Origin of the sequence: Microcella alkaliphila, from assembly GCF_002355395.1 — a bacterium.
Lineage (GTDB): Bacteria > Actinomycetota > Actinomycetes > Actinomycetales > Microbacteriaceae > Microcella > Microcella alkaliphila_A.
This window is the reverse complement of sequence record NZ_AP017315.1, coordinates 2,315,923-2,334,967: the sequence shown is the minus strand read 5'-3', so window position 1 is coordinate 2,334,967 and position 19,045 is coordinate 2,315,923. Positions and strand designations below refer to the sequence as shown.

The window sequence follows — 19,045 nt, the reverse complement described above, 5'->3', positions numbered from 1 at the left end:
TGACGGTATGACGACGGCGACGCCCCACCATCTGCCCGGCACCGACATCGCGCTCGAGCAGCTGCCGAAGGTGTCGTTGCACGACCACCTCGACGGCGGCCTGCGCCCGGCCACGATCGTCGAGCTCGCGGCCGACGCGGGCGTCGAGCTGCCCACGACCGACGCCGACGAGCTGGGCGCCTGGTTCGCCGAGAAGTCGAACTCGGGCTCGCTCGTCGAGTACCTCAAGACGTTCGACATCACGACCGCGGTCATGCAGACCCGTGAGGGGCTCACTCGCGTCGCCCGCGAGTTCGTCGACGACCTCGTGGCCGATGGCGTCATCTGGGGCGAGGTGCGCTGGGCGCCCGAGCAGCACCTGACCCGCGGGCTCAGCCTCGACGAGACGGTCGAGGCCGTGCAAGAAGGGCTGGATCAGGGAGTTGAGGCGGCCCGGGAGGCCGGCCACCGCATCCGTGTCGGTCAGCTCGTGAGCGCCATGCGTCACGCCGACCGCGGCCTCGAGATCGCGCAGCTCGCGCTGCGCCACCGCGACGCGGGCGTCGTCGGCTTCGACATCGCGGGCGCCGAGGCGGGCTTCCCGCCGAGCCGCATGCGCGACGCCTTCGACCTGCTCGCCGCGGAATTCTTCCCCGCGACGATCCACGCGGGCGAAGCCGACGGGCTCGACAGCATCCGCAGCGCGCTGACCGACGGCCACGCTCTGCGCCTCGGCCACGGGGTGCGCCTCGCCGAAGACATCGAAATCGCCCGTGAGGGCGACCAGCAGTACGCGACGCTCGGACGCCTGGCGGAGTGGGTGAAAGACCGCGGCATCGCGCTCGAGACGAGCCCCAGCTCGAACCTCCAGACGGGCGCCATCGCGCAGTGGGGCGACACCCTCGCCGACCACCCGCTCGACCTGCTGTACCAGCTCGGCTTCCGCGTCACGGTGAACACCGACAACCGCCTCATGAGCGGCACGACCCTCAGCCGCGAGCTCGCCCTCGTCGCCGACGAGTTCGCCTACGACCTCGACGACCTGCTCGCCTTCCAACTGAACGCCGCCGAGGCAGCGTTCCTGCCGGTAGAAGACCGCGAGGCGCTCGCCGACGCCATCATCGAAGGGTTCGACAACCTCCGATGACCGACTCCTTCGATCCGGCCGTTGCCGCGCTGCCGCCGCTCGCCGACCGCGCCATCGTGCTGCAGGCGCGCGCCGACGACTGGCGCGACGCCGTGCGGCTCGCCGGCGACGCCCTCGTTGACTGCGGCTGCGCGACGACGGAATACACCGAGGCGATGGTGCGCATGGTCGACGACCACGGCCCGTACATCGTCATCGCGCCGGGCCTCGCGCTCGCGCACGCGCGCCCCGGCCCCGAGGTGCGTCGCGACGGCCTCTCGGTCGTGACGCTTGCCACCCCGGTGAGTTTCGGGCACGCGCACAACGACCCCGTTCGGGTCGTGATCGGCCTCGCCGTTCACGCACCGGATGCTCACCTCACGTCGGTCGCGGCCCTCGCGAACGTCTTCAACGATTCGTCCGCCATCCTGGCGATCGCGGACGCCACGTCGCGCGAGCAGGTGCGCGACATCCTGGATGCTCGGAGGCCCGCCTCGTGAAGATCGTCGCCATCTGTGGGGCGGGCATCGGCTCGTCCGGCATTCTGAAGGTCAACGCCGAGCGGGTGCTGCAGCGCCTCGGCTTGAGCGCCACCGTCGTCGCCGCCGACGTGTCGTCCGTGCAGCGAGTCGCCGCCGACGCGCAGGTGATCCTCACGAGTCAGGAGTTCGTCGAGGCCATCGGCGCGACCCGCGCCGAGACGATCGTCATCGAGAACTACTTCGACACGGACGAGTTGGCGCGCAAAATCGAGGCCGCGATCGGCTGACCGCGTCATGCGCGATCGCGCCGCGTGGTGCGCACGCTGAGGCGCGTGCCGCGCCGAGTGCTCGCGTTACTCCTCGTCGACGGCCGCCGCGGGCTTCCGGAAAGCGTTCATGACGGCGAGCGCGAGCGACACGACGATCAGCACGAGCCCGGTGCCGGTCAGCAGCATGAGCATCACCACGATGCCGATCGTGAGGCCGACGACGGCGATGCGCAGCGGTGTGCGCGATTCGGGCGTGGCGGGCATCCAGCTGATGGCGGCGCACGCGGCCGCGGCTCCGGCGAGCGCGAAGAACACGATCGGGATGGCGGGCACGAGGGCGGCCGGTAGCGCGACGACCGCGCCCTCCACGAAGTAGGGCACCAAGACGATTGCCCGTGCGAGCAGCAACGCGTAGGCGAGAGGCAAGAGCCAGGCGGGAACACCTCGACGCCCGACCGCCGCGTGCACGGCACGCAGGAGGGCGTGGAAGGCGAAGACGCCGAGCAGCCCGGTCAGGTTCGAGATGAGTAGCAGCGTCTCTTGCGAGTCGCCGGGCGTCGAGAACAGGGTGAGCCCAAACGACGCCATGACGAAGCCGACGGCGGCCGCCGATGCCCATGCCACTCCCGACATGCGGGTGGTCGGTGGGGAGGCGAGACGGTCGACGATGCTCATGGCTTCCAGCCTAGGCGGGCTGCGCGGGAGCTGCGCCTTCGGCGGGCGGCAGGTTGCCGTCGGTGGTGCGGCGGCGCAGCGCGAGCAGCGTGGTCAGCACGGCGCCGAACGCCAGCGCGATGCCGCCGGAGGTGACGACGACCACCCACCACGCCGTCGCGGAGGCGACCATGATGGCGGCCGCGCCGAGAGCGGTGCCGGGGACGAGCATCCGGGTGACGGCGGCGACGGCGAACCCGACCGCGACGCTCTGCACCGCCCAGGCGACGAGCGCCACCGACTCGGACGGGGTGATGAGCACGGCGGCGGATGCGGCGACGATGACCGCGCCCGTCGTCGCAATGACGCGCCGGGCGCGAGTGGCGACGCGCAGGAGGAGCGCGAGTTGCGCGAGAAGGGGGATCGCTCCGAGGGTGACGACCGCGAGGCCCTGACCCGCCGAGACGAGGCCGGGCGCGGCGTCGGCGATGAGCACCCCGCCCACCCACGCGCCAACCACGGTGAGCAGGGCGGCGACGCCGAGGGCGAGGCTGAGGCGACGCTCGCGCCTGCTCCACGGCACGCGCGGGCGGGTGCGCTCGACGACGGGGGAGCCGGGAAGCCCGCGCACCGGGATGCCGCGCTCGTCGATCGACGACGACAGGGCGCGGCGGCGCTCCAGGTCGCGGTGGATGCGGCGGCCGCGCACCCGGTCGTACGTCGCGAGGCCGACGGTCGCCGCGACGATGAGGGCCGGGTCGACGCCCGCGACCATGAACGGCACCGCGAGGCCCGAGCCGCCGATGCCGGCCCAGATGTGCGCGGGCATGGCTTCGACGTGCGGGCGGATCAGCACGCTCGTGGCGGCCGCGGCCGACGCGGCCGCGGCCATGACGGCGGCCGCGGCGACCGCGGTGACCGGGCCGATCGGACGGTCGGGGCCGAACACGATCAGGGCGACGATGCCGCCCGTCGCGAGGGCCGAGGCGAGCGCGATCGACGTCGTCGCGACGCGCTGCAGGCGGTCGAGGGCATCGTAGCCCCGGCGGGCGTAGAGCAGGCCCTGCCCCGTGACGCCGAGCAACACGGCGGCGAGCGACAGGATGCTCGTGCCCGTCGTCGCGGCGTCGCCACCGATCACGCCGCCGACGACGAGCCCCGCAGCGAAGAACAGCAGGGCGAGAAACCACACCACCGCGACGGGCCGCGGCAGCAGGGGGTCGGGATGCGCGCCGGAGGCTCGGCCGGCCCGAGGTGCGGGGTCGGCGGGTGCGGCGGTCACCCCATCAGCCTAGGCGGGGTCAGCTCGTGCGGGTTCGCGCACATCGTGCGGCGGTGCGGCGGCACGACCTGCGCGAACCCGCACGAGTTCGGCCCGCGCGGCGCGCTGCGTGCGGCGGCCGGCGGCCGGCGCGTGCTACTCGGCGAGCAGCTCCTGCGCGCCGGCGGTCAGCGCGGCGACTGTCGCCTCGGCGGCGGCGCGGCGCTGCTCGGCCGTACCGTCGTGCGACACCGCGTCGATGTACACCTTCACCTTCGGCTCGGTGCCGCTCGGGCGCACGATGACGCGTGAGCCGCCGTCCATCCAGAACCGCAGGATGTCGCTCGGCCCGAAGTCGCCGAAGCCGTTCGCGAAGTCGTCGGTCTGCGTGACGGGGATTCCGCCGATCGCGGTGGGGCGAGCATCCCGAATGCTGGCCATGATGCGGCCGATCGCGGCCAGCTCGGTGACGCGCACCGAGACCTGGCTGGAGGCGAAGGCGCCGAAGACCTCGTCGGCCTCGCGCAGCCGGTCGGCGACCGTGCGCCCCTCCGCGGCGAGCTCGCCCGCCATCGCGAGGAACTCGGTCGAGGCCGAGATGCCGTCCTTGTCGCGGATCGACTGCGGGTTGACGAGGTAGCCGAGGGCCTCCTCGTAGCCGAAGGCGAGGTTCTCGACGCGGCTCACCCACTTGAATCCGGTGAGGGTGTCGCGGTACGGCAGACCGAAGTGGTCGGCGATCGCCACGAGCGCGGGGCTCGACACGATCGACGCCGCGAGCGTTCCCGTGCCGCCGCGGGCGACCTCGCGCTCGGCGGCGCGCCAGCCGAGCAGCGTGCCCACCTCGTTGCCCGTAAGCCTGCGCCAGCCCGTCGCCGACGTCGCGTCGGGGATCGCCACCGCGAGCCGGTCGGCGTCGGGGTCGTGCGCGATGATCAGCTGCGAGCCGGCGGCGCTGGCGGTCGCCTCGGCGAGGTCCATGGCGCCCGGCTCCTCCGGGTTCGGGAACGCCACCGTCGGGAAAGCCCCGTCGGGGTCGCGCTGTTCGACCACCACGGTGGGCTCGGCGAAGCCGGCACGGTCGAACACGGCGCGGCTCGTCTCGTAACCAACGCCGTGCATCGCCGTGTACGTGAACGGCACCGGGATGCGCGGGGTCGCGCCCGGCGCGGAACTCTCGCCCGCAATCCCCGCCGTCGCGACGACGTACGCCTCGACGATGTCGTCTTCGGCCGTCTCGTAGTGGGTCGAGCGGGGGATCAGATCGACCGTCGTCGAGTTCGCGACCTCGAGGATCGCGGCGTGAATCTCGCCGTCGACCGGCGCGACGATCTGCGACCCCTGGTCGGCCCCGCCGAGGTACACCTTGTAGCCGTTGTCGCGCGGCGGGTTGTGGCTTGCGGTGACCATGACGCCGGCGCTTACCCCGAGGTGGCGAACGGCGAACGCCAGGACCGGGGTCGGCAGGAGCCGCGGCAGGAGGATCGCGCGCACTCCGGCGCCGGCCATGATCTCAGCCGTGTCGCGCGCGAACACGTCGGAGTTCACGCGCCCGTCGTAGCCGATCACCACGCTCGGGTGCGACTCGCGAGCGAGCAGGAACCGTGCGAAGCCGGCGGCGGCCTGCGACACGAGCACGCGGTTCATCCGGTTCGACCCCGCTCCGAGTTCGCCGCGCAGGCCCGCCGTGCCGAAGGCGAGGCGCGTGTCGAAGCGGTCGGCGAGCTCGGCAGTGGCGGCGACGTCACCGTCTTCTGCGGCGGTGATGAGTGCATCCAATTCGGCGCGCGTGACCGGGTCGGGGTCCTGCTCGCGCCAGGCCTTCGCGGAGTCGAGGTGCGTCATCGGGGCGTCTCCTTCGGTGGTTCGGGATGCGCGTCGTTGTCTCGGGATGCGCGTCGCGGGCGGTACTCGCCTAGATCGCGGCGACGATCTTCGCCAGCAGGGCGCTGATCACCGGCTCGGCGGCGCGGCCGGCGTCGATGACCTCCTGGTGGCTGAGCGGCTCGGGGCTGATGCCCGCGGCGAGGTTCGTGATGAGCGAGAGGCCGAGAATTTCCATGCCGGCCTGGCGGGCCGCGATCGCCTCGAGCGCCGTCGACATGCCGACGATGTGGCCGCCGATGGTCTTCGCCATCTGCACCTCAGCGGGCGTCTCGTAGTGCGGGCCGCGGTTCTGCACGTACACGCCGTCGTCGAGCGTCGGGTCGATCGTGCGTGCGATCTCGCGCAGGCGTGCCGAGTACAGGTCGGTGAGGTCGATGAACGTCGCGCCCTCGAGCGGGCTGTCGGCGGTGAGGTTGATGTGGTCGCTGATCAGCACGGGGGTGCCCGGCTGCCACTCGGGCTTGATGCCCCCGGCGCCGTTCGTCAGCACCATCGTCGTCGCGCCCGCGGCGGCCGCCGTGCGCACCGAGTGCACGACCCGGCGCACGCCATGACCCTCGTAGTAGTGGGTGCGGGCGCCGATCACGAGCGCGCGCTTGCCGTTCGGCAGCAGCACGGACCGGAGCGTGCCGACGTGGCCCTCGAGCGCCGGCTTCGAGAACCCCACGATCTCGGGCGCGGGGATCGTGTGCGTCGTCTCACCAATCAGGTCGGCGGCCTTCGCCCACCCCGAGCCGAGCGTCAACGCGATGTCGTGGCGGTCGACGCCGGTGGCCTCGGCCAGCTGGGCCGCCGCCTCGCGCGCGATGGCGAAGGGGTCGGCGGTCGGGTCGTCGAGCGGGTTCTGCGCGTGGGACATGGACACCATCGTAGAGTCGCGCGGATGCGCGGGCTCACGCTCATCTGCGCGCATGCAGCGGCCGTGCGGTCGCGCGCCGCCCGCCGGCCGGGACGGGAGCTCGGGGGCCAGCCCCGGGCATCCCTGCCGGGTGGAAGAATGGGCGGGTGGCGACCCAATTCGAACGCAAACACCAGATCGTGATCCTCGGCGGAGGGCCCGGTGGCTACGAGGCGGCGCTCGCCGGCGCGCAGCTCGGCGCCGAGGTGACCCTCATCGAGCGCAGCGGGGTCGGGGGATCGGCCGTGCTCACCGACGTCGTGCCATCGAAGACCCTCATCGCCACCGCTGAGGCAGCCGAGGCGATCACCGAGGCCGCCGAAGTGGGCGTGCAGTTCTACTCACGCACCGAAGCCGGCCGGGCCGTCAAGCCCGAAATCGCCGTCAACCTCACCGCCATCAACCATCGGCTGCTGCGGCTCGCCGCCCAACAGTCGCAAGACATGCACGAGCAGCTCGAGAAGGCCGGCGTGCGCATCCTGAACGGGGATGCGCGGCTCGATGGCCCGAACCGCGTCGTCGTCTCGACCGGCCACAGCAAGAAGCGTGTCGACTTCGACGAGTGCGAGGCTGACACCATCATCGTCGCCGTCGGCGCCTCGCCGCGCGAACTGCCGAGCGCCCAGCCCGACGGCGAACGCGTGCTGACGTGGAAGCAGCTGTACGGCCTCGACGACGTGCCCGAGCACCTCATCGTCGTCGGCTCAGGAGTCACCGGCGCCGAATTCGCCTCCGCCTACCGCTCGCTCGGGGCGCGCGTCACCCTCGTCTCGTCGCGCGACCAGGTGCTGCCCGGAGAGGACGTCGACGCCGCGTCGCTCATTGAGAAGGTGTTTCGCTCGAACGGGATCGACGTGCTGTCGGCCTCGCGAGCATCCACGGTCGAGAACGTCGGCGACGGAGTACGCGTCACCCTGTCGGATGGGCGGGTCATCATGGGGTCGCACTGCCTCATGGCCGTCGGCGCCGTGCCCAACACGGCCGGCATCGGCCTCGAAGAGGCGGGCGTGCAGCTCACCGAGTCGGGGCACATTCGCGTCAACCGGGTCGCGCGCACCTCCATCCCGTCGATCTACGCGGTCGGCGACTGCAGCGACTACCTGCCGCTCGCCTCCGTCGCGTCGATGCAGGGGCGCACGGCGGTGTTCCACGCCATGGGCGACGCGGTCGACCCGATCGAGAAGCGCAACATCACCTCGAACATCTTCACCCACCCCGAGATCGCGACCGTCGGCTTCTCGCAGCTCGACGTCGAAACCGGGGTCGCGCGCGGCACCGTCTACAAGCTGCCCCTGTCGTCGAACCCGCGCGCCAAAATGCAGGGCATCAAGGAGGGCTTCATCAAGCTCTTCGCCTCCCGCACCTCGGGCACCGTCATCGGCGGAGTCGTCGTCGCGCCCCGAGCATCCGAGCTGATCCTGCCGATCGCGCTCGCCGTCGAGCACCGTCTCACCGTCGACCAGCTCGCCTCGGCGATGAGCGTCTACCCGTCGCTGTCGGGCGGCATCACCGACGCCGCCCGCGCCATGCACGTGCGCCGCGAGTAGGCGGGCGCCTCCGGCCCCTGCCCGCCGGCGCGCCGCCCCGCCCGCCCGCGCCTAGATCGAGCTGGTTCACGCAACTCGCGCAGTCGCAGACCCGCACGAGTTGCGCAGAGTGGCACGGTGACTTCCCGGTCGGACGTCGCCACCTCCTCCCCACGAGGCTCTGCCGAGCGTCGTCCACTCATCGGTCGAGATCACCTACACGCGCGCGCCCATGGGGTGAACCTCGCTGCATGCATGTCGATCTCTCCACTTTCTCTGACCGCGACGGGCTGGTGCGCGTCGGCGCTCTTGACGATCCCGGCTTCCGGCGCAACCTCGACCGTGCCGTTGATCGAGGTGAATACGTTCGGCTGGCCCGCGGTGCCTGCATCAGCGCGGCCGTCTGGTTAGGCCTCGACCGACACGCCAAATATCGGGCGCGCATCCACGCGGCGGCGGTGGGGCGACTCCACCCGCACGATCTTGTCGCCGGACCGAGTGCAGCCGCGCTCTGGCGGCTGCCGTGGCTTGATGCGTGGCCTGAGACTGTTCACCTGCTGCGCACGGACGTCACGGGCGGGCGTCACTCGTCGAGCAAACGACCGGGTGGGCTGGTGCGGCACACCGCCGGGCAACGTGACGACGGTGCTCGTATCGACTGGCTCCCTGTCACGTCGCTCGCCCGCACCGTCGCTGACGCGGCCGCCACCACCTCGATGGCCGCATCCGTCATGGTGGCCGACGCCGCCCTGCGCGGGATCACCACGGGTTTCGTGCGCGCGCCACTCGACCGCGACGCCCTGATCGACTGCTGCGCGGCCCGCCCCGTCAGACGAGGGCGAACTCGTGCGCTACGGGTGGCCCAATTCGCGGATGCTCGCGCCGGCAGCGCGGGCGAGTCACTGGTGAGGGTCACGCTTCATCGACTGGGAGTCCCTCCGCCCGAACTGCAGGTTGAGTTTCGCGGCGATTCGGGAGCTCAGTACTTTGCGGACTTCTACTGGCCCGATCAGGACTTTGTCTTGGAGTTCGACGGGAAGGTCAAGCTGACCGACCCCGGCATGCGGGACGGTCGGTCGGCCGAGGAGGTGCTGTTTGATGAGAAGCTGCGGGAGGACGAGATCCGCGCGCAGGTGAGAGGTTTCGCTCGGGCTGACTGGAGGATCGGTCGTTCGACCACTCGTCTGGCAGAGCGACTGCGGCGGGCCGGCTTCATCTTCCCGCGGGGCTGGAGGGAGCCTTGCTGACGACGGAGCACGCCGAACTCGCGCGGGTTTGCGCAACTCGTGGGCGCCCGAGGCCGCGCGAGTTGCGCAAACGGGCTCGAACTCAGGAGGTTGGGTGTGAGCGGCCGCGCGGGGGGAGAAACGCGGGATGCGCGGGGCCGGGAACGCGGGAACGCGCGGCTACGCGTCGGCGATCGTGAGCAGGACGTGGCCCGCGGCCACGGTCTCGCCGACGGACGCGCCGATGGACGCCACGACGCCGTCCTTGTGGGCGGTCATCGGCTGCTCCATCTTCATGGCTTCGAGCACGACGACGAGGTCACCCGCGACCACCGTGTCACCCTCGGCGACGGCGAGCTTCACGACGGTGGCCTGCATGGGGCTCGACACGCTGTCGCCCGACCCGCCGGCGGCGGCCGCGCCGCCGCCGCGTCGCCGCGGTGCGGGGGCCTGCCCGGCTACGGCGCCGCCAGCGCTCGAGCCTCCGACACCGGAGCCGCCCCCGCCGACGCCGACGAGCGACTCGGGCAGCGACACCTCCATGCGCTTGCCGTTGACTTCGACGACGACGGTCGAGCGCGCTGCGGGCCCGGTGACTTCGGCGCCGGTGAGGGTGCCGCTCCAGGGTTCGAGCTCGCCCGCGAACTCGGTCTCGATCCAGCGGGTGTAGACGCTGAACGGCTCGCCGTTCGACGGCGCGAACGCGGGGTCGTCGACGACGGCGCGGTGGAAGGGCAGGACGGTGGGGAGGCCGGCCACCTCGAATTCGGCGAGGGCGCGGCGCGAGCGCTCGAGAGCATCCTCACGGGTCTTTCCGGTGACGATGAGCTTCGCGAGAAGCGAGTCGAAGGCGCCCGAGATGACGTCGCCCGTGGTGACGCCCGAGTCGACGCGCACGCCGGGGCCGCCGGGGAACCGCAGCGCGTGCACGGGGCCGGGCATCGGCATGAAGCCCAGCCCGGGGTCTTCGCCGTTGATGCGGAACTCGATCGAGTGCCCGTGCGCTTCGGGGTCTCCGTAGCCGATCGCCTCGCCCTCAGCGATGCGAAACTGCTCGCGCACCAGGTCGATGCCGGTGACCTCCTCCGAGACGGGATGCTCGACCTGCAGTCGCGTATTCACCTCGAGGAATGAGACGGTTCCGTCGGCCCCGATGAGGAACTCGCAGGTGCCTGCGCCAACATACTGAGCCTCGCGCAGGATCGCCTTCGACGCGTCGTACAACAACGCGGTCTGTTCAGAAGTCAGGAACGGCGCCGGCGCCTCCTCGACGAGCTTCTGGTGGCGGCGCTGCAGCGAGCAGTCGCGGGTGGAGATGACGACGACAGTGCCGTGTGCGTCGGCGAGGCACTGGGTTTCGACGTGGCGGGGCTTGTCGAGGTACTTCTCGACGAAGCATTCGCCGCGGCCGAAGGCGGCGATCGCCTCGCGGGTTGCCGACTCGAACAGGTCGGGCACTTCCTCGCGGGTGCGTGCGACTTTGAGGCCGCGGCCGCCGCCGCCGTAGGCGGCCTTGATGGCGACGGGCAGGCCGTGCTGGTCGACGAACTCCAAGACCTCGTCAGCCGAGGCGACGGGGTTGAGGGTTCCGAGGGCGAGCGGGGCGCCGACTTTTTCGGCGATGTGCCGGGCGCGCACCTTGTCGCCGAGTGCGTCGATGGCCTCGGGCGAGGGGCCGATCCAGGTGAGGCCGGCGTCGATGACGGCGCGGGCGAAGTCGGCGTTTTCGGCGAGGAAGCCGTAGCCGGGGTGCACGGCGTCGGCGCCCGAGCGGCGGGCGACCGATAGGAGCTTGTCGATGACGAGGTACGTCTCAGCACTGGTGGTGCCGCCGAGCGCGTACGCCTCGTCGGCGAGCACGACGTGGCGGGCGTCGCGGTCCTGGTCGGCGTACACGGCAACAGTGCCGATGCCGGAGTCACGGGCTGCGCGGATGACGCGGACGGCGATCTCACCGCGGTTGGCGATGAGCACCTTCGTAATTCGGGCCATGGTTCTCTACCCTAGGCCCGCCGCCCCACCCGACGGTTGGCGCGCATCCACAAAAGGGGGCGCGGTGCGTTGCGCGAGCCGACAACGCAACCGGGATGCGCGCATCCGGCCCGACATCGCGCTGCGGGATGCCCGCGCGCCGTTCGCAGACCAGGCTGCGGGATGCCCGCTACCGGTTCCAGAGGTCGGTGAACCGCCCGCCGAGCTCGTGCACGAGCACGCGCAGGAGCGGCACGCTGAGCCCGACGACGGTGTGTGGGTCGCCTTCGATGCGGTCGATGAAGGGGGCGCCTTTGGAGTCGATGGTGAAGGCTCCGGCGACTTTCAGCGGTTCGCCGGTGGCGATGTACGCCTCGATTTCGGCGTCTTCGATGTCGGTGGCGAAGTGCACGACGGCGCTGGATGGCCGGCCGACGGCTCCCCGCACCTGGCCGCCGCGGTGGTCGATGACCCAGTGTCCGGAGTGCAGGATTCCGCTGCGCCCGCGCTGCACCTGCCAGCGCTCAAAGGCGACCTCGGGCCGGTGCGGCTTGCCGTAGATGGCGCCGTCGAGTTCGAAGGCGCTGTCGCCGCCGAGGATGAACCCGTCGAGCATCTCGCCTCCGGGTTCGGCGCCGATGATCGCTTCGGCTTTGGCCCGCGCGAGCAGCTGCACCATGTCGGCGGCGGCGAGCGGGTACCCGAGCTCTGCTTCGCGCGCGGCGACGGCCGCTTCCTCGTCGACGCCGGGGGCGATGGCGATGGGTTCGATGCCGACGTTGCGCAGGGTGGCGAGCCGGGCGGGCGAGGTGGAGGCGAGGTAGAGGCGCACGCTCCGATCGTAGGCGCGATGCCCCGCCCGTAGGCTGGCTCGCATGACGTCCCCGGGCACTGAGATCGAGCTGCAGGTTGAGCGCATCGCGCACGGCGGGGTGTCGGTGGCCCGGCACGAGGGCCGCGTCGTGTTCGTCTCGGATGCGATTCCGGGCGAGGTGGTGCGGGCGCGGCTGACCGACACGCGCAAGAAGAGTTTTTGGCGCGCCGACACGGTCGAGGTGCTGCAGCCGAGCGAGCATCGGCGCCCGCACGTGTGGCTGGCGGCGAGCGTTGAGCGCGACCCGGCCGAGCGGGCGGGCGGTGCCGAGTTTGGCCACATCGCGCTCGCGCACCAGCGCGAGCTGAAGCGCCGGGTGCTCGTGGAGGCGTTGGCGCGCATGGCGCACATCGATGTCGAGGCCGGCTCCGAGCATCCCGCCGCCGGCGTCACGGTGCAGTCGCTGCCGGGCGACGATGCCGCGAACGGGCTGGGCTGGCGCACTCGCATTCGGATGCACGTGGCGCCCGACGGCGCGCTCGGCCCGATGGCGGCGCGCTCGCACCGCGTCGTGCCCGTCGACGAGGTTCCGCTCGCCTCGCCGGCGGTGCAGTCCGCGACCCCCTTCGGGGAGACATTTTCGGGTGTCCCGACCGTGGACGTGCTCGCGCCGACGGTGGGCGACCCGCGGCTGATTATCGGCGAGCAGGCGCCGTCACTGATTCGTGAGCGGGTGGGCGAGCGCGAGTTTCGGCTCGACGATTCGGGGTTCTGGCAGGTGCACCGTGAGGCGCCGGCGGCGCTGACGCGGGCAGTGCAGCGGGCAATCGTGCCCGACCTGGTCGACCCGAGGGCTCTGAACCTTGACCTCTACGGAGGGGTGGGGCTGCTCGCCGCCGCGTTCGCCGACGCCGCCGGCCCCGACACGGTGATCACGACCGTCGAGGCCGATGCGCGCGCGACCGACCACGCCGCCGAGAACCTCGCCGAGTGGCTGGGGGCGCAGGCCGAGACGGGGCGCGTCGACCGCTGGCTGCGCTCGCTCGAGCAGAGCGCATCGGCGTCGGACCGCGCCCGGCTGCGCGCCGCGACGGTCGTGCTCGACCCGCCGCGCTCGGGCGCCGGCCGCGATGTCATGGATGCTCTCGGTCGCCTCGCCCCCGCCCAGCTGGTGTACGTCGCGTGCGACCCCGTGGCGCTCGCGCGCGATGTGGCGCTCGCCGCCGGGCACGGCTACGCGCTCGCGCGGCTGGAGGCGTTCGACCTGTTTCCGCACACGCATCACCTGGAGGCGGTCGCCACGCTCGTGCGCGCCTGACGCGGGCACACGCACCTCCCCGCTACCATAGCGGCGTCGGACCCGAACGACCGCGCCGGGTACGCACGACTCCAGACGCGCGGTTCAGGATCTTCGACAGTCAGGTAATTCGCGTGGCCGGTTCGCACGATAGGCAGCATCGAGTCGCGGTCGTTGACGACCACGAATCGGTGCGTCTGGGCTTGCAGGCCGCCTTCACGAACGCCGGCTTCGAGTTCGTGCTCGCCGCCGCGACGGTGGCCGAGTTGCAGGAGGGTCTGGCCGGGCGCGAGGTCGACGTCGTGGTGCTCGACCTGAGCCTCGGCGACGGGTCGAGCGTCACCGAGAACGTCAAAGACGTGCAGACCCTCGGTGCCGCGGTGCTCGTGCACTCGATTGCCGACCGTGTCGCGCTCGTGCGCGAGGCGCTCGCCGCTGGCGCTGCGGGCGTGATCCCGAAGGCGTCGAGTACCCGCACGGTGATTCAGGCGGCCGAGACGGTCGCCCGCGGCGAGGTGCTGAACAACCTCGAGTGGGCGAGCGCCATCGACGCTGACCGCGACTTCGCGAAGGCGCAGCTCGGTCGCCGTGAGCGCGAGATCCTGCACCTGTACGCGAGCGGCCTGCCGCTGAAGCTCGCCGCGCAGCAGCTCGGTATCGGCTACGCGACCGCACGCGAATATCTCGACCGCATCCGTCAGAAGTATGTCGAGGTGGGGCGCCCCGCGCCGACCAAGGTCGACCTGCTGCGTCGCGCGGTCGAAGACGGAATCCTGCCCGGGCTCGACACGGATGACGACGACACCGACTAACCCGGATCGTCCATCCGGGCTCACGAGGGCCATCGTCCAGGCGCCACGGTCCCTGCCCGACATGAAGGCGCCGCTCGCGCCGCTCAGCCGCCGCCGGGTCGACACGATCCTGTCGCGCGCGGTCGCCGGCTTCGGCATCGTGTTCGGCGCTCAGGCGATCCCCGCCGTGCTCGAGCAGTACGCCTACGCCGAGCCGGCGTGGGCGGCGACCGCGATTCCGCTCGTCTACGCCTCGCTCGTCTTCTCACTGCTGTGCGCCATCGCGAAACGGTTCGTGGTCGGCGCGGCGCGCGTCGTCGCGTTCGTCTACATCGCGGCGCTCGTGACCTGGCCGATGTTCGTCGCCGACGTCGAGCAGGTGCAGGCCGGCGACCACTGGCTGTACCAACTCACGACGGTGGCAACAGCGGCCGCCGCGATCGGGTTCCGCACGCGCGCGGCGACGATCTACCTCGTCGTCGTTCCGCTCATGTACGGCGTGATCCGCGCGCTGCCGCAGGGGGGCACCGGCCCGGTCGAGCTGGGGTTCTTCAACGCGGTGTACGCGATCATCTTGGGCGCCGCCGTGCTCGTCATCGTGACGATGTTGCGGGTGGCCGCCTCGAACGTCGACTCCGCCCAGCAGACCGCGCTCAGCCGCTACTCGCGCGCGGTGCGTCAGCACGCGACCGAGGTCGAGCGCGTGCAGGTGGACGCGATCGTGCACGACAGCGTGTTAACGACCCTGTTGACGGCGGCGCGCGCAGCCGAGGGTCGCGAGAAGAAGCTCGCCGGGCAGATGGCGGCCGATGCGATACGCCACCTCGAGGACGCCGCCCTCGTCACTCCCGACGACGGTTCGACCGTGCGCTTCCGCCAGCTAGCCGACCGCATCGGCGAGGCGGCACGCAGCATGCCCGTCACCTTCTCGGTGCGGCTGCGCAGCGTGGATGCTCGGGTTATTCCCGCGGGAACCGCCGAGTCGCTCTATTCCGCCGCTGTGCAGGCCATGGTCAACAGCACCCAGCACGCCGGCGGCCCCGAGGTAAAGCGCTGGCTGCATATCACCGGTGCGCGAGCCGGCCATATCGAGATCGTCGTCGGCGACGCGGGGGCCGGGTTCGACGCGGCCGCCGTGCCGCAGGAGCGACTCGGCGTGCGTCGCTCGATCGTCGAGCGCACCGCGAGCGGGGGCGGCGAGGCCGAGGTGGTGAGCACCCCCGGGCAGGGCACGACGGTCACCCTGCGCTGGCCCGCGGCGACGCGCCCTGTGCCATTCGATCCCGACGCGGGCGACTCCGGCGCGGCGGCCGGCGACGGGGGCGACGCATGAGAATCGGTGTCCCCCGCTCCCTGATCGTCTCGCTTGCGGCGGTGTTCTCGGGCTACCACGTCATCCTCGGCCTGTACACGATCGACGTGCCGTCGAACCCCCTGCCGGTTCTCGCCGCCATGGTGCTTTATGTGGCGGCGACGGCCGTCAGCCTGTCGCCCGGTCAACCGGAGCGCATGCCGACGTGGCTGGCCGCCATCAACGTGCTGGTGTGCGCAGCGCTTCCGTTGCTGATCGCGCCCGTGCTCGATCTTGAACGGCCGGGTGGGCTCGGGTACGCCACCTGGTACGTCGCCGCGGTGGGCACGCTCATGACGATCACCTCGACGCGTCGCCGTCACCTGTTCGCGTGGGCGGGCATCGCCACTCTCGTGATCCACACGATCGTGTGGGGCGGTTTCGGCGCCGTGATCGGCATCGGCGTGATCGGCAGCGTGGTGTGGGTCGCCATCGCGCACATCCTGTCGCGCGCGCTCGCCTCCGCAAGCCGTGATGCCCTGCAATTTGCCGAGGCGGAGCGCGAGGCCACCAACTGGCAGGCGGCTCAAGACGCGCACCTCACGGAGCGGCAGGTGCGCCTCAGCACCACGACGGACCGGGCGCTGCCGATGCTGCGGCTCATTGCCGAGCGCCAGGGCGACCTCACCGACGAGGAGCGTCGCGAATGCCAGTACCTGGAGGCGGGCATCCGTGATGAGATTCGCGGTCGCCGCCTCTTGAACGACAGCGTTCGCCAAGCGGTGCTGGATGCTCGCCGCCGCGGCGCTGTCGTGACGCTCTTCGACGAGGGCGGCCTGGACGACGTCGACGAGGCGAGCATGGATGGCGCTCTTACCGAGTTGGCTGAGGCGATCGCGCAGACGCAGGCGATGCGCATCATCGCCCGTACGGCTCCCGCCGACTCGGCGACGGCCATCACCGTGGTCGGGTTGACCCCCGCGGGGGATGCGAGCGCGAGCGAGTTGGGTAGCGACGACGAAGAGGGTGACGACGACGAGGTCGACCTCTGGATGGAGATTCCGAAGCCGGTGTGAACGCTCCGGCGTTCGGCCGGTGTCACGTCTGCGGACCGCGGGCGCTGGGCCCCGAAAAAGATTGAGGGGCCGGAGTACCCATCTCCGGCCCCTCATAATCGAGTGAGTGACGCAACCCGAATGCGTCGCTTACTCGCCCCCCAATCATCGATCTCATACCCAATGGATCGAGACGGGCGATGTGCGTAATGCACTATCGAGTGCCTCTAGTGTGCCAACCCCGCAACCCTGTGGAAAGTCGGCATTTGGGGGGACATGTGGGGGACATTTTGCGGCCGATTGGGGGACAAGAACCCCCCGTTAGGGGGCATTTCCGGCCCTTCGCCGCGAATTTCGGGGGACAAAGTTCTCCACAGGGGGCGAAAGTGTGCACGCTCCCACGGAACACAACTGATTCCGAAGCAAAAACCTTCGGAATTCGTCGTTTGGGCCCGAAATATCCCGGTCTCGCGGGGATCTCCGGGCGACGGAAACCGTCGTCAGCTGCGCAGGCCGCGAGACTCGCGCCAGCGGCCGGGACCAGCCATGAGCGGCGCGCGCATCGCGCGGGCGCTGCGCTCCCACAGGTTGACGGGCGGCGCCACCCGCTCGGCGCCCCGCGCCGCACGCTCGGCCGCAACCGCGGCGATGACGACCTGCACGGCCGCCACCTCCTCGTCGGTCGGATGGCCCGAGACGAAGCGGAGGGCGGGCGCGACGGCAGCGTCGTCGTCGGACGCGCCCCGAGCATCCCGAGTGGTGTCGCTGGTGTCGGTCACAGCGGAATGTTTCCGTGCTTCTTCGGCGGCAGGCTCGCGCGCTTGCCCTTCAGGGCCCGCAGCGCCTTGATGATCGCCGCGCGGGTGGCCGCCGGCTCGATGATGCCGTCGATCTCGCCGCGCTCGGCCGCGAGGAACGGGCTCGCGACGTTGTAGGTGTACTCGTTCGCCAGCCGCGTGCGCACGGCGGCGACGTCTTCGCCGTTCGCCTCGGCCGCCTTGATCTCGTTGCGGTAGAGGATGTTCACCGCGCCCTGTCCGCCCATGACCGCGATTTCGGCGGTCGGCCAGGCGAGGTTCATGTCGGCGCCGAGCTGCTTCGAGCCCATGACGATGTAGGCGCCGCCGTAGGCCTTGCGCGTGATGACCGTCACCAGCGGAACGGTCGCCTCGGCGTAGGCGTACAGGAGCTTGGCGCCGCGGCGGATGACGCCCGTCCACTCCTGGTCGGTGCCGGGCAGGTAGCCGGGCACGTCGACGAGGGTCACGATCGGGATCGAGAACGCGTCGCAGAAGCGCACGAAGCGGGCCGCCTTCTCGCCGGCGTCGATGTTGAGGGTGCCGGCCATGGCGTTCGGCTGGTTGGCGATCACGCCGACGCTGCGGCCCTCGACGCGGGCGAAGCCGATGACGATGTTGGGCGCGAACAGCGGCTGCACTTCGAGGAAAGAGCCCTCGTCAACGACGTGGTCGATGATGTCGAGCACGTCGTACGGCTGGTTGGGGCTGTCGGGCACCATGGTGTTGAGGCGCCGGTCGGCGTCGGTGATCTCAAGCTCGGCGTGCGACTCGTATTGGGGCAGCTCGGCGAGGTTGTTGTCGGGCAGGTAGCTGAGCAGGGCGCGCGCGTAGTCGAACGCGTCGTGCTCGTCCTGGGCCAGGTAGTGGCTGACGCCCGAGGTGCGGTTGTGGGTGAGCGCGCCGCCGAGCTCCTCCATGCCGACGTCTTCGCCCGTGACGGTCTTGATCACGTCGGGCCCGGTGACGAACATTTGGCTGGTCTTGTCGACCATGATGACGAAGTCGGTGAGGGCGGGCGAGTACACCGCACCACCGGCAGCCGGGCCGCAGATGATCGAGATCTGGGGGATCACGCCGCTGGCAGCCGTGTTGCGCCGGAAGATCTCGCCGTACTTGCCGAGAGCGACGACGCCCTCCTGGATGCGCGCCCCACCCGAGTCGAGGATGCCGATGATCGGCACACCCGTCTTGATGGCGAGCTCCATGACCTTGATGATCTTTTCGCCGGCAACCTCGCCGAGCGAGCCGCCGAAGATCGTGAAGTCTTGGCTGTAGACGGCGACCTGGCGACCGTGAATCGTGCCGGTGCCGGTAACGACCGAGTCCCCGTAAGGGCGCTTGGCGTCCATGCCGAAGGCGTGCGTGCGGTGCCGCACGAACTCGTCGAGCTCGACGAAACTGCCGTGGTCGAGCAGCTGCTCGATGCGCTCGCGGGCGGTCAGCTTGCCCTTGGCGTGCTGCTTCTCGATCGCGGCCTCACCGGCGGCGGTCACGGCCTCGTGGTAACGACGCTTCAGGTCGGCGATCTTGCCGGCCGTGGTCGACAGGTCGGGGGCGGGGGTCTCGTCGGTCACCGTGTCAGCCTATCCACCGGGGTGGGCGGGGTGCCGTTGGTGGTTCCGCACAAAAACGTGCGCCTGCGCTGTGGGGGCCCGTGACGATGATATTCACATCACCGCAGTTGACGATAATATTCACATCACATACTCTGACTACGA

At 70.8% G+C, this 19,045-nt stretch carries 17 protein-coding genes; 9 read left to right on the top strand and 8 right to left on the bottom strand.

Annotated features, from left to right (window positions below; all coding sequences use genetic code 11):
- Positions 1-7 precede the first annotated feature (7 nt).
- The 3 genes from CPY97_RS11420 to CPY97_RS11410 are packed head-to-tail and all read left to right on the top strand — an operon-like array spanning position 8 to position 1,874.
- Positions 8-1,126, top strand: a complete 1,119-nt coding sequence (locus CPY97_RS11420) for an adenosine deaminase (protein ID WP_096422846.1) — start codon at positions 8-10, stop codon at positions 1,124-1,126.
- Entirely contained in the window at positions 1,123-1,605 is a 483-nt protein-coding gene (locus CPY97_RS11415; RefSeq protein WP_096422843.1) for a PTS sugar transporter subunit IIA, read from the top strand. The genes CPY97_RS11420 and CPY97_RS11415 overlap by 4 nt, the downstream gene beginning before the upstream one ends.
- Positions 1,602-1,874 (top strand): PTS sugar transporter subunit IIB, encoded by a 273-nt coding sequence (locus CPY97_RS11410; protein WP_096422841.1) that lies wholly within the window; start codon positions 1,602-1,604, stop codon positions 1,872-1,874. Before CPY97_RS11415 ends, CPY97_RS11410 begins: the two co-directional genes overlap by 4 nt.
- 66 nt (positions 1,875-1,940) lie before the next feature.
- Here the strand turns inward: CPY97_RS11410 and CPY97_RS11405 are convergent, their stop codons facing one another.
- The 4 genes from CPY97_RS11405 to CPY97_RS11390 form a co-directional block, all read right to left on the bottom strand.
- On the bottom strand, positions 1,941-2,531 hold the full coding sequence (locus CPY97_RS11405; protein ID WP_096422839.1) for a hypothetical protein: 591 nt from the start codon (positions 2,529-2,531) through the stop codon (positions 1,941-1,943).
- Positions 2,532-2,541: 10 nt separating this feature from the next.
- Positions 2,542-3,792 carry a hypothetical protein gene (locus CPY97_RS11400; protein WP_096422837.1) on the bottom strand — a complete coding sequence of 417 codons (1,251 nt, stop codon included), beginning with the start codon at positions 3,790-3,792 and terminating at the stop codon, positions 2,542-2,544.
- A 135-nt stretch (positions 3,793-3,927) separates the two neighbouring features.
- A complete protein-coding gene (locus CPY97_RS11395; RefSeq protein ID WP_096422835.1) occupies positions 3,928-5,616 on the bottom strand; it encodes a phospho-sugar mutase in 1,689 nt (562 codons plus the stop codon).
- A gap of 70 nt (positions 5,617-5,686) precedes the next feature.
- Positions 5,687-6,517 (bottom strand): purine-nucleoside phosphorylase, encoded by an 831-nt coding sequence (locus CPY97_RS11390; protein WP_096423651.1) that lies wholly within the window; start codon positions 6,515-6,517, stop codon positions 5,687-5,689.
- A gap of 146 nt (positions 6,518-6,663) precedes the next feature.
- Between CPY97_RS11390 and CPY97_RS11385 the strand changes: the two genes are divergently transcribed.
- Positions 6,664-8,103 (top strand): NAD(P)H-quinone dehydrogenase, encoded by a 1,440-nt coding sequence (locus CPY97_RS11385; protein ID WP_096422834.1) that lies wholly within the window; start codon positions 6,664-6,666, stop codon positions 8,101-8,103.
- Positions 8,104-8,333: 230 nt separating this feature from the next.
- Complete coding sequence (locus tag CPY97_RS11380; RefSeq protein WP_096422832.1) at positions 8,334-9,329, top strand: hypothetical protein; 996 nt, start codon at positions 8,334-8,336, stop codon at positions 9,327-9,329.
- A 159-nt stretch (positions 9,330-9,488) separates the two neighbouring features.
- On the opposite strand, the gene CPY97_RS11375 is transcribed toward CPY97_RS11380, so the two are convergent.
- Both CPY97_RS11375 and CPY97_RS11370 read right to left on the bottom strand, forming a co-directional pair.
- Positions 9,489-11,300: an acetyl/propionyl/methylcrotonyl-CoA carboxylase subunit alpha gene (locus tag CPY97_RS11375; RefSeq protein ID WP_096422830.1), complete on the bottom strand. Its 1,812-nt coding sequence runs from the start codon at positions 11,298-11,300 to the stop codon at positions 9,489-9,491.
- A 169-nt stretch (positions 11,301-11,469) separates the two neighbouring features.
- Positions 11,470-12,111: a Maf family protein gene (locus CPY97_RS11370; RefSeq protein ID WP_173826885.1), complete on the bottom strand. Its 642-nt coding sequence runs from the start codon at positions 12,109-12,111 to the stop codon at positions 11,470-11,472.
- Between the two features lie 43 nt (positions 12,112-12,154).
- Between CPY97_RS11370 and CPY97_RS11365 the strand changes: the two genes are divergently transcribed.
- The 4 genes from CPY97_RS11365 (at position 12,155) to CPY97_RS11350 (ending at position 16,548) form a co-directional block, all read left to right on the top strand.
- Complete coding sequence (locus CPY97_RS11365; protein ID WP_096422826.1) at positions 12,155-13,411, top strand: class I SAM-dependent RNA methyltransferase; 1,257 nt, start codon at positions 12,155-12,157, stop codon at positions 13,409-13,411.
- A 113-nt stretch (positions 13,412-13,524) separates the two neighbouring features.
- Positions 13,525-14,202 (top strand): response regulator transcription factor, encoded by a 678-nt coding sequence (locus CPY97_RS11360; protein WP_231923939.1) that lies wholly within the window; start codon positions 13,525-13,527, stop codon positions 14,200-14,202.
- 61 nt (positions 14,203-14,263) lie between these two features.
- A complete protein-coding gene (locus CPY97_RS11355; protein WP_197702227.1) occupies positions 14,264-15,514 on the top strand; it encodes a sensor histidine kinase in 1,251 nt (416 codons plus the stop codon).
- Entirely contained in the window at positions 15,511-16,548 is a 1,038-nt protein-coding gene (locus CPY97_RS11350) for a hypothetical protein (RefSeq protein ID WP_096422824.1), read from the top strand. Before CPY97_RS11355 ends, CPY97_RS11350 begins: the two co-directional genes overlap by 4 nt.
- 479 nt (positions 16,549-17,027) lie before the next feature.
- Here CPY97_RS11350 and CPY97_RS11345 read toward each other — a convergent pair whose 3' ends face one another.
- Positions 17,028-17,306, bottom strand: coding sequence for an acyl-CoA carboxylase epsilon subunit (locus CPY97_RS11345; RefSeq protein WP_096422822.1), 279 nt, complete (start codon positions 17,304-17,306; stop codon positions 17,028-17,030).
- The gene (locus CPY97_RS11340; RefSeq protein ID WP_096422821.1) at positions 17,303-18,901 is read right to left on the bottom strand and encodes an acyl-CoA carboxylase subunit beta; all 1,599 of its coding nucleotides are present in this window, start codon (positions 18,899-18,901) and stop codon (positions 17,303-17,305) included. The genes CPY97_RS11345 and CPY97_RS11340 overlap by 4 nt, the downstream gene beginning before the upstream one ends.
- Between the last annotated feature and the right edge of the window lie 144 nt (positions 18,902-19,045).

Excerpts from the sequence above, each read along its gene's own strand:
- CPY97_RS11420 (WP_096422846.1), top strand. The coding sequence starts at position 8 with ATGACGACGGCGACGCCCCACCATCTGCCCGGCACCGACATCGCGCTC.
- CPY97_RS11415 (WP_096422843.1), top strand. The coding sequence starts at position 1,123 with ATGACCGACTCCTTCGATCCGGCCGTTGCCGCGCTGCCGCCGCTCGCC.
- CPY97_RS11405 (WP_096422839.1), bottom strand. The coding sequence starts at position 2,531 with ATGAGCATCGTCGACCGTCTCGCCTCCCCACCGACCACCCGCATGTCG.
- CPY97_RS11395 (WP_096422835.1), bottom strand. The coding sequence starts at position 5,616 with ATGACGCACCTCGACTCCGCGAAGGCCTGGCGCGAGCAGGACCCCGAC.
- CPY97_RS11390 (WP_096423651.1), bottom strand. The coding sequence starts at position 6,517 with ATGTCCCACGCGCAGAACCCGCTCGACGACCCGACCGCCGACCCCTTC.
- CPY97_RS11380 (WP_096422832.1), top strand. The coding sequence starts at position 8,334 with ATGCATGTCGATCTCTCCACTTTCTCTGACCGCGACGGGCTGGTGCGC.
- CPY97_RS11375 (WP_096422830.1), bottom strand. The coding sequence starts at position 11,300 with ATGGCCCGAATTACGAAGGTGCTCATCGCCAACCGCGGTGAGATCGCC.
- CPY97_RS11365 (WP_096422826.1), top strand. The coding sequence starts at position 12,155 with ATGACGTCCCCGGGCACTGAGATCGAGCTGCAGGTTGAGCGCATCGCG.
- CPY97_RS11355 (WP_197702227.1), top strand. The coding sequence starts at position 14,264 with ATGAAGGCGCCGCTCGCGCCGCTCAGCCGCCGCCGGGTCGACACGATC.
- CPY97_RS11350 (WP_096422824.1), top strand. The coding sequence starts at position 15,511 with ATGAGAATCGGTGTCCCCCGCTCCCTGATCGTCTCGCTTGCGGCGGTG.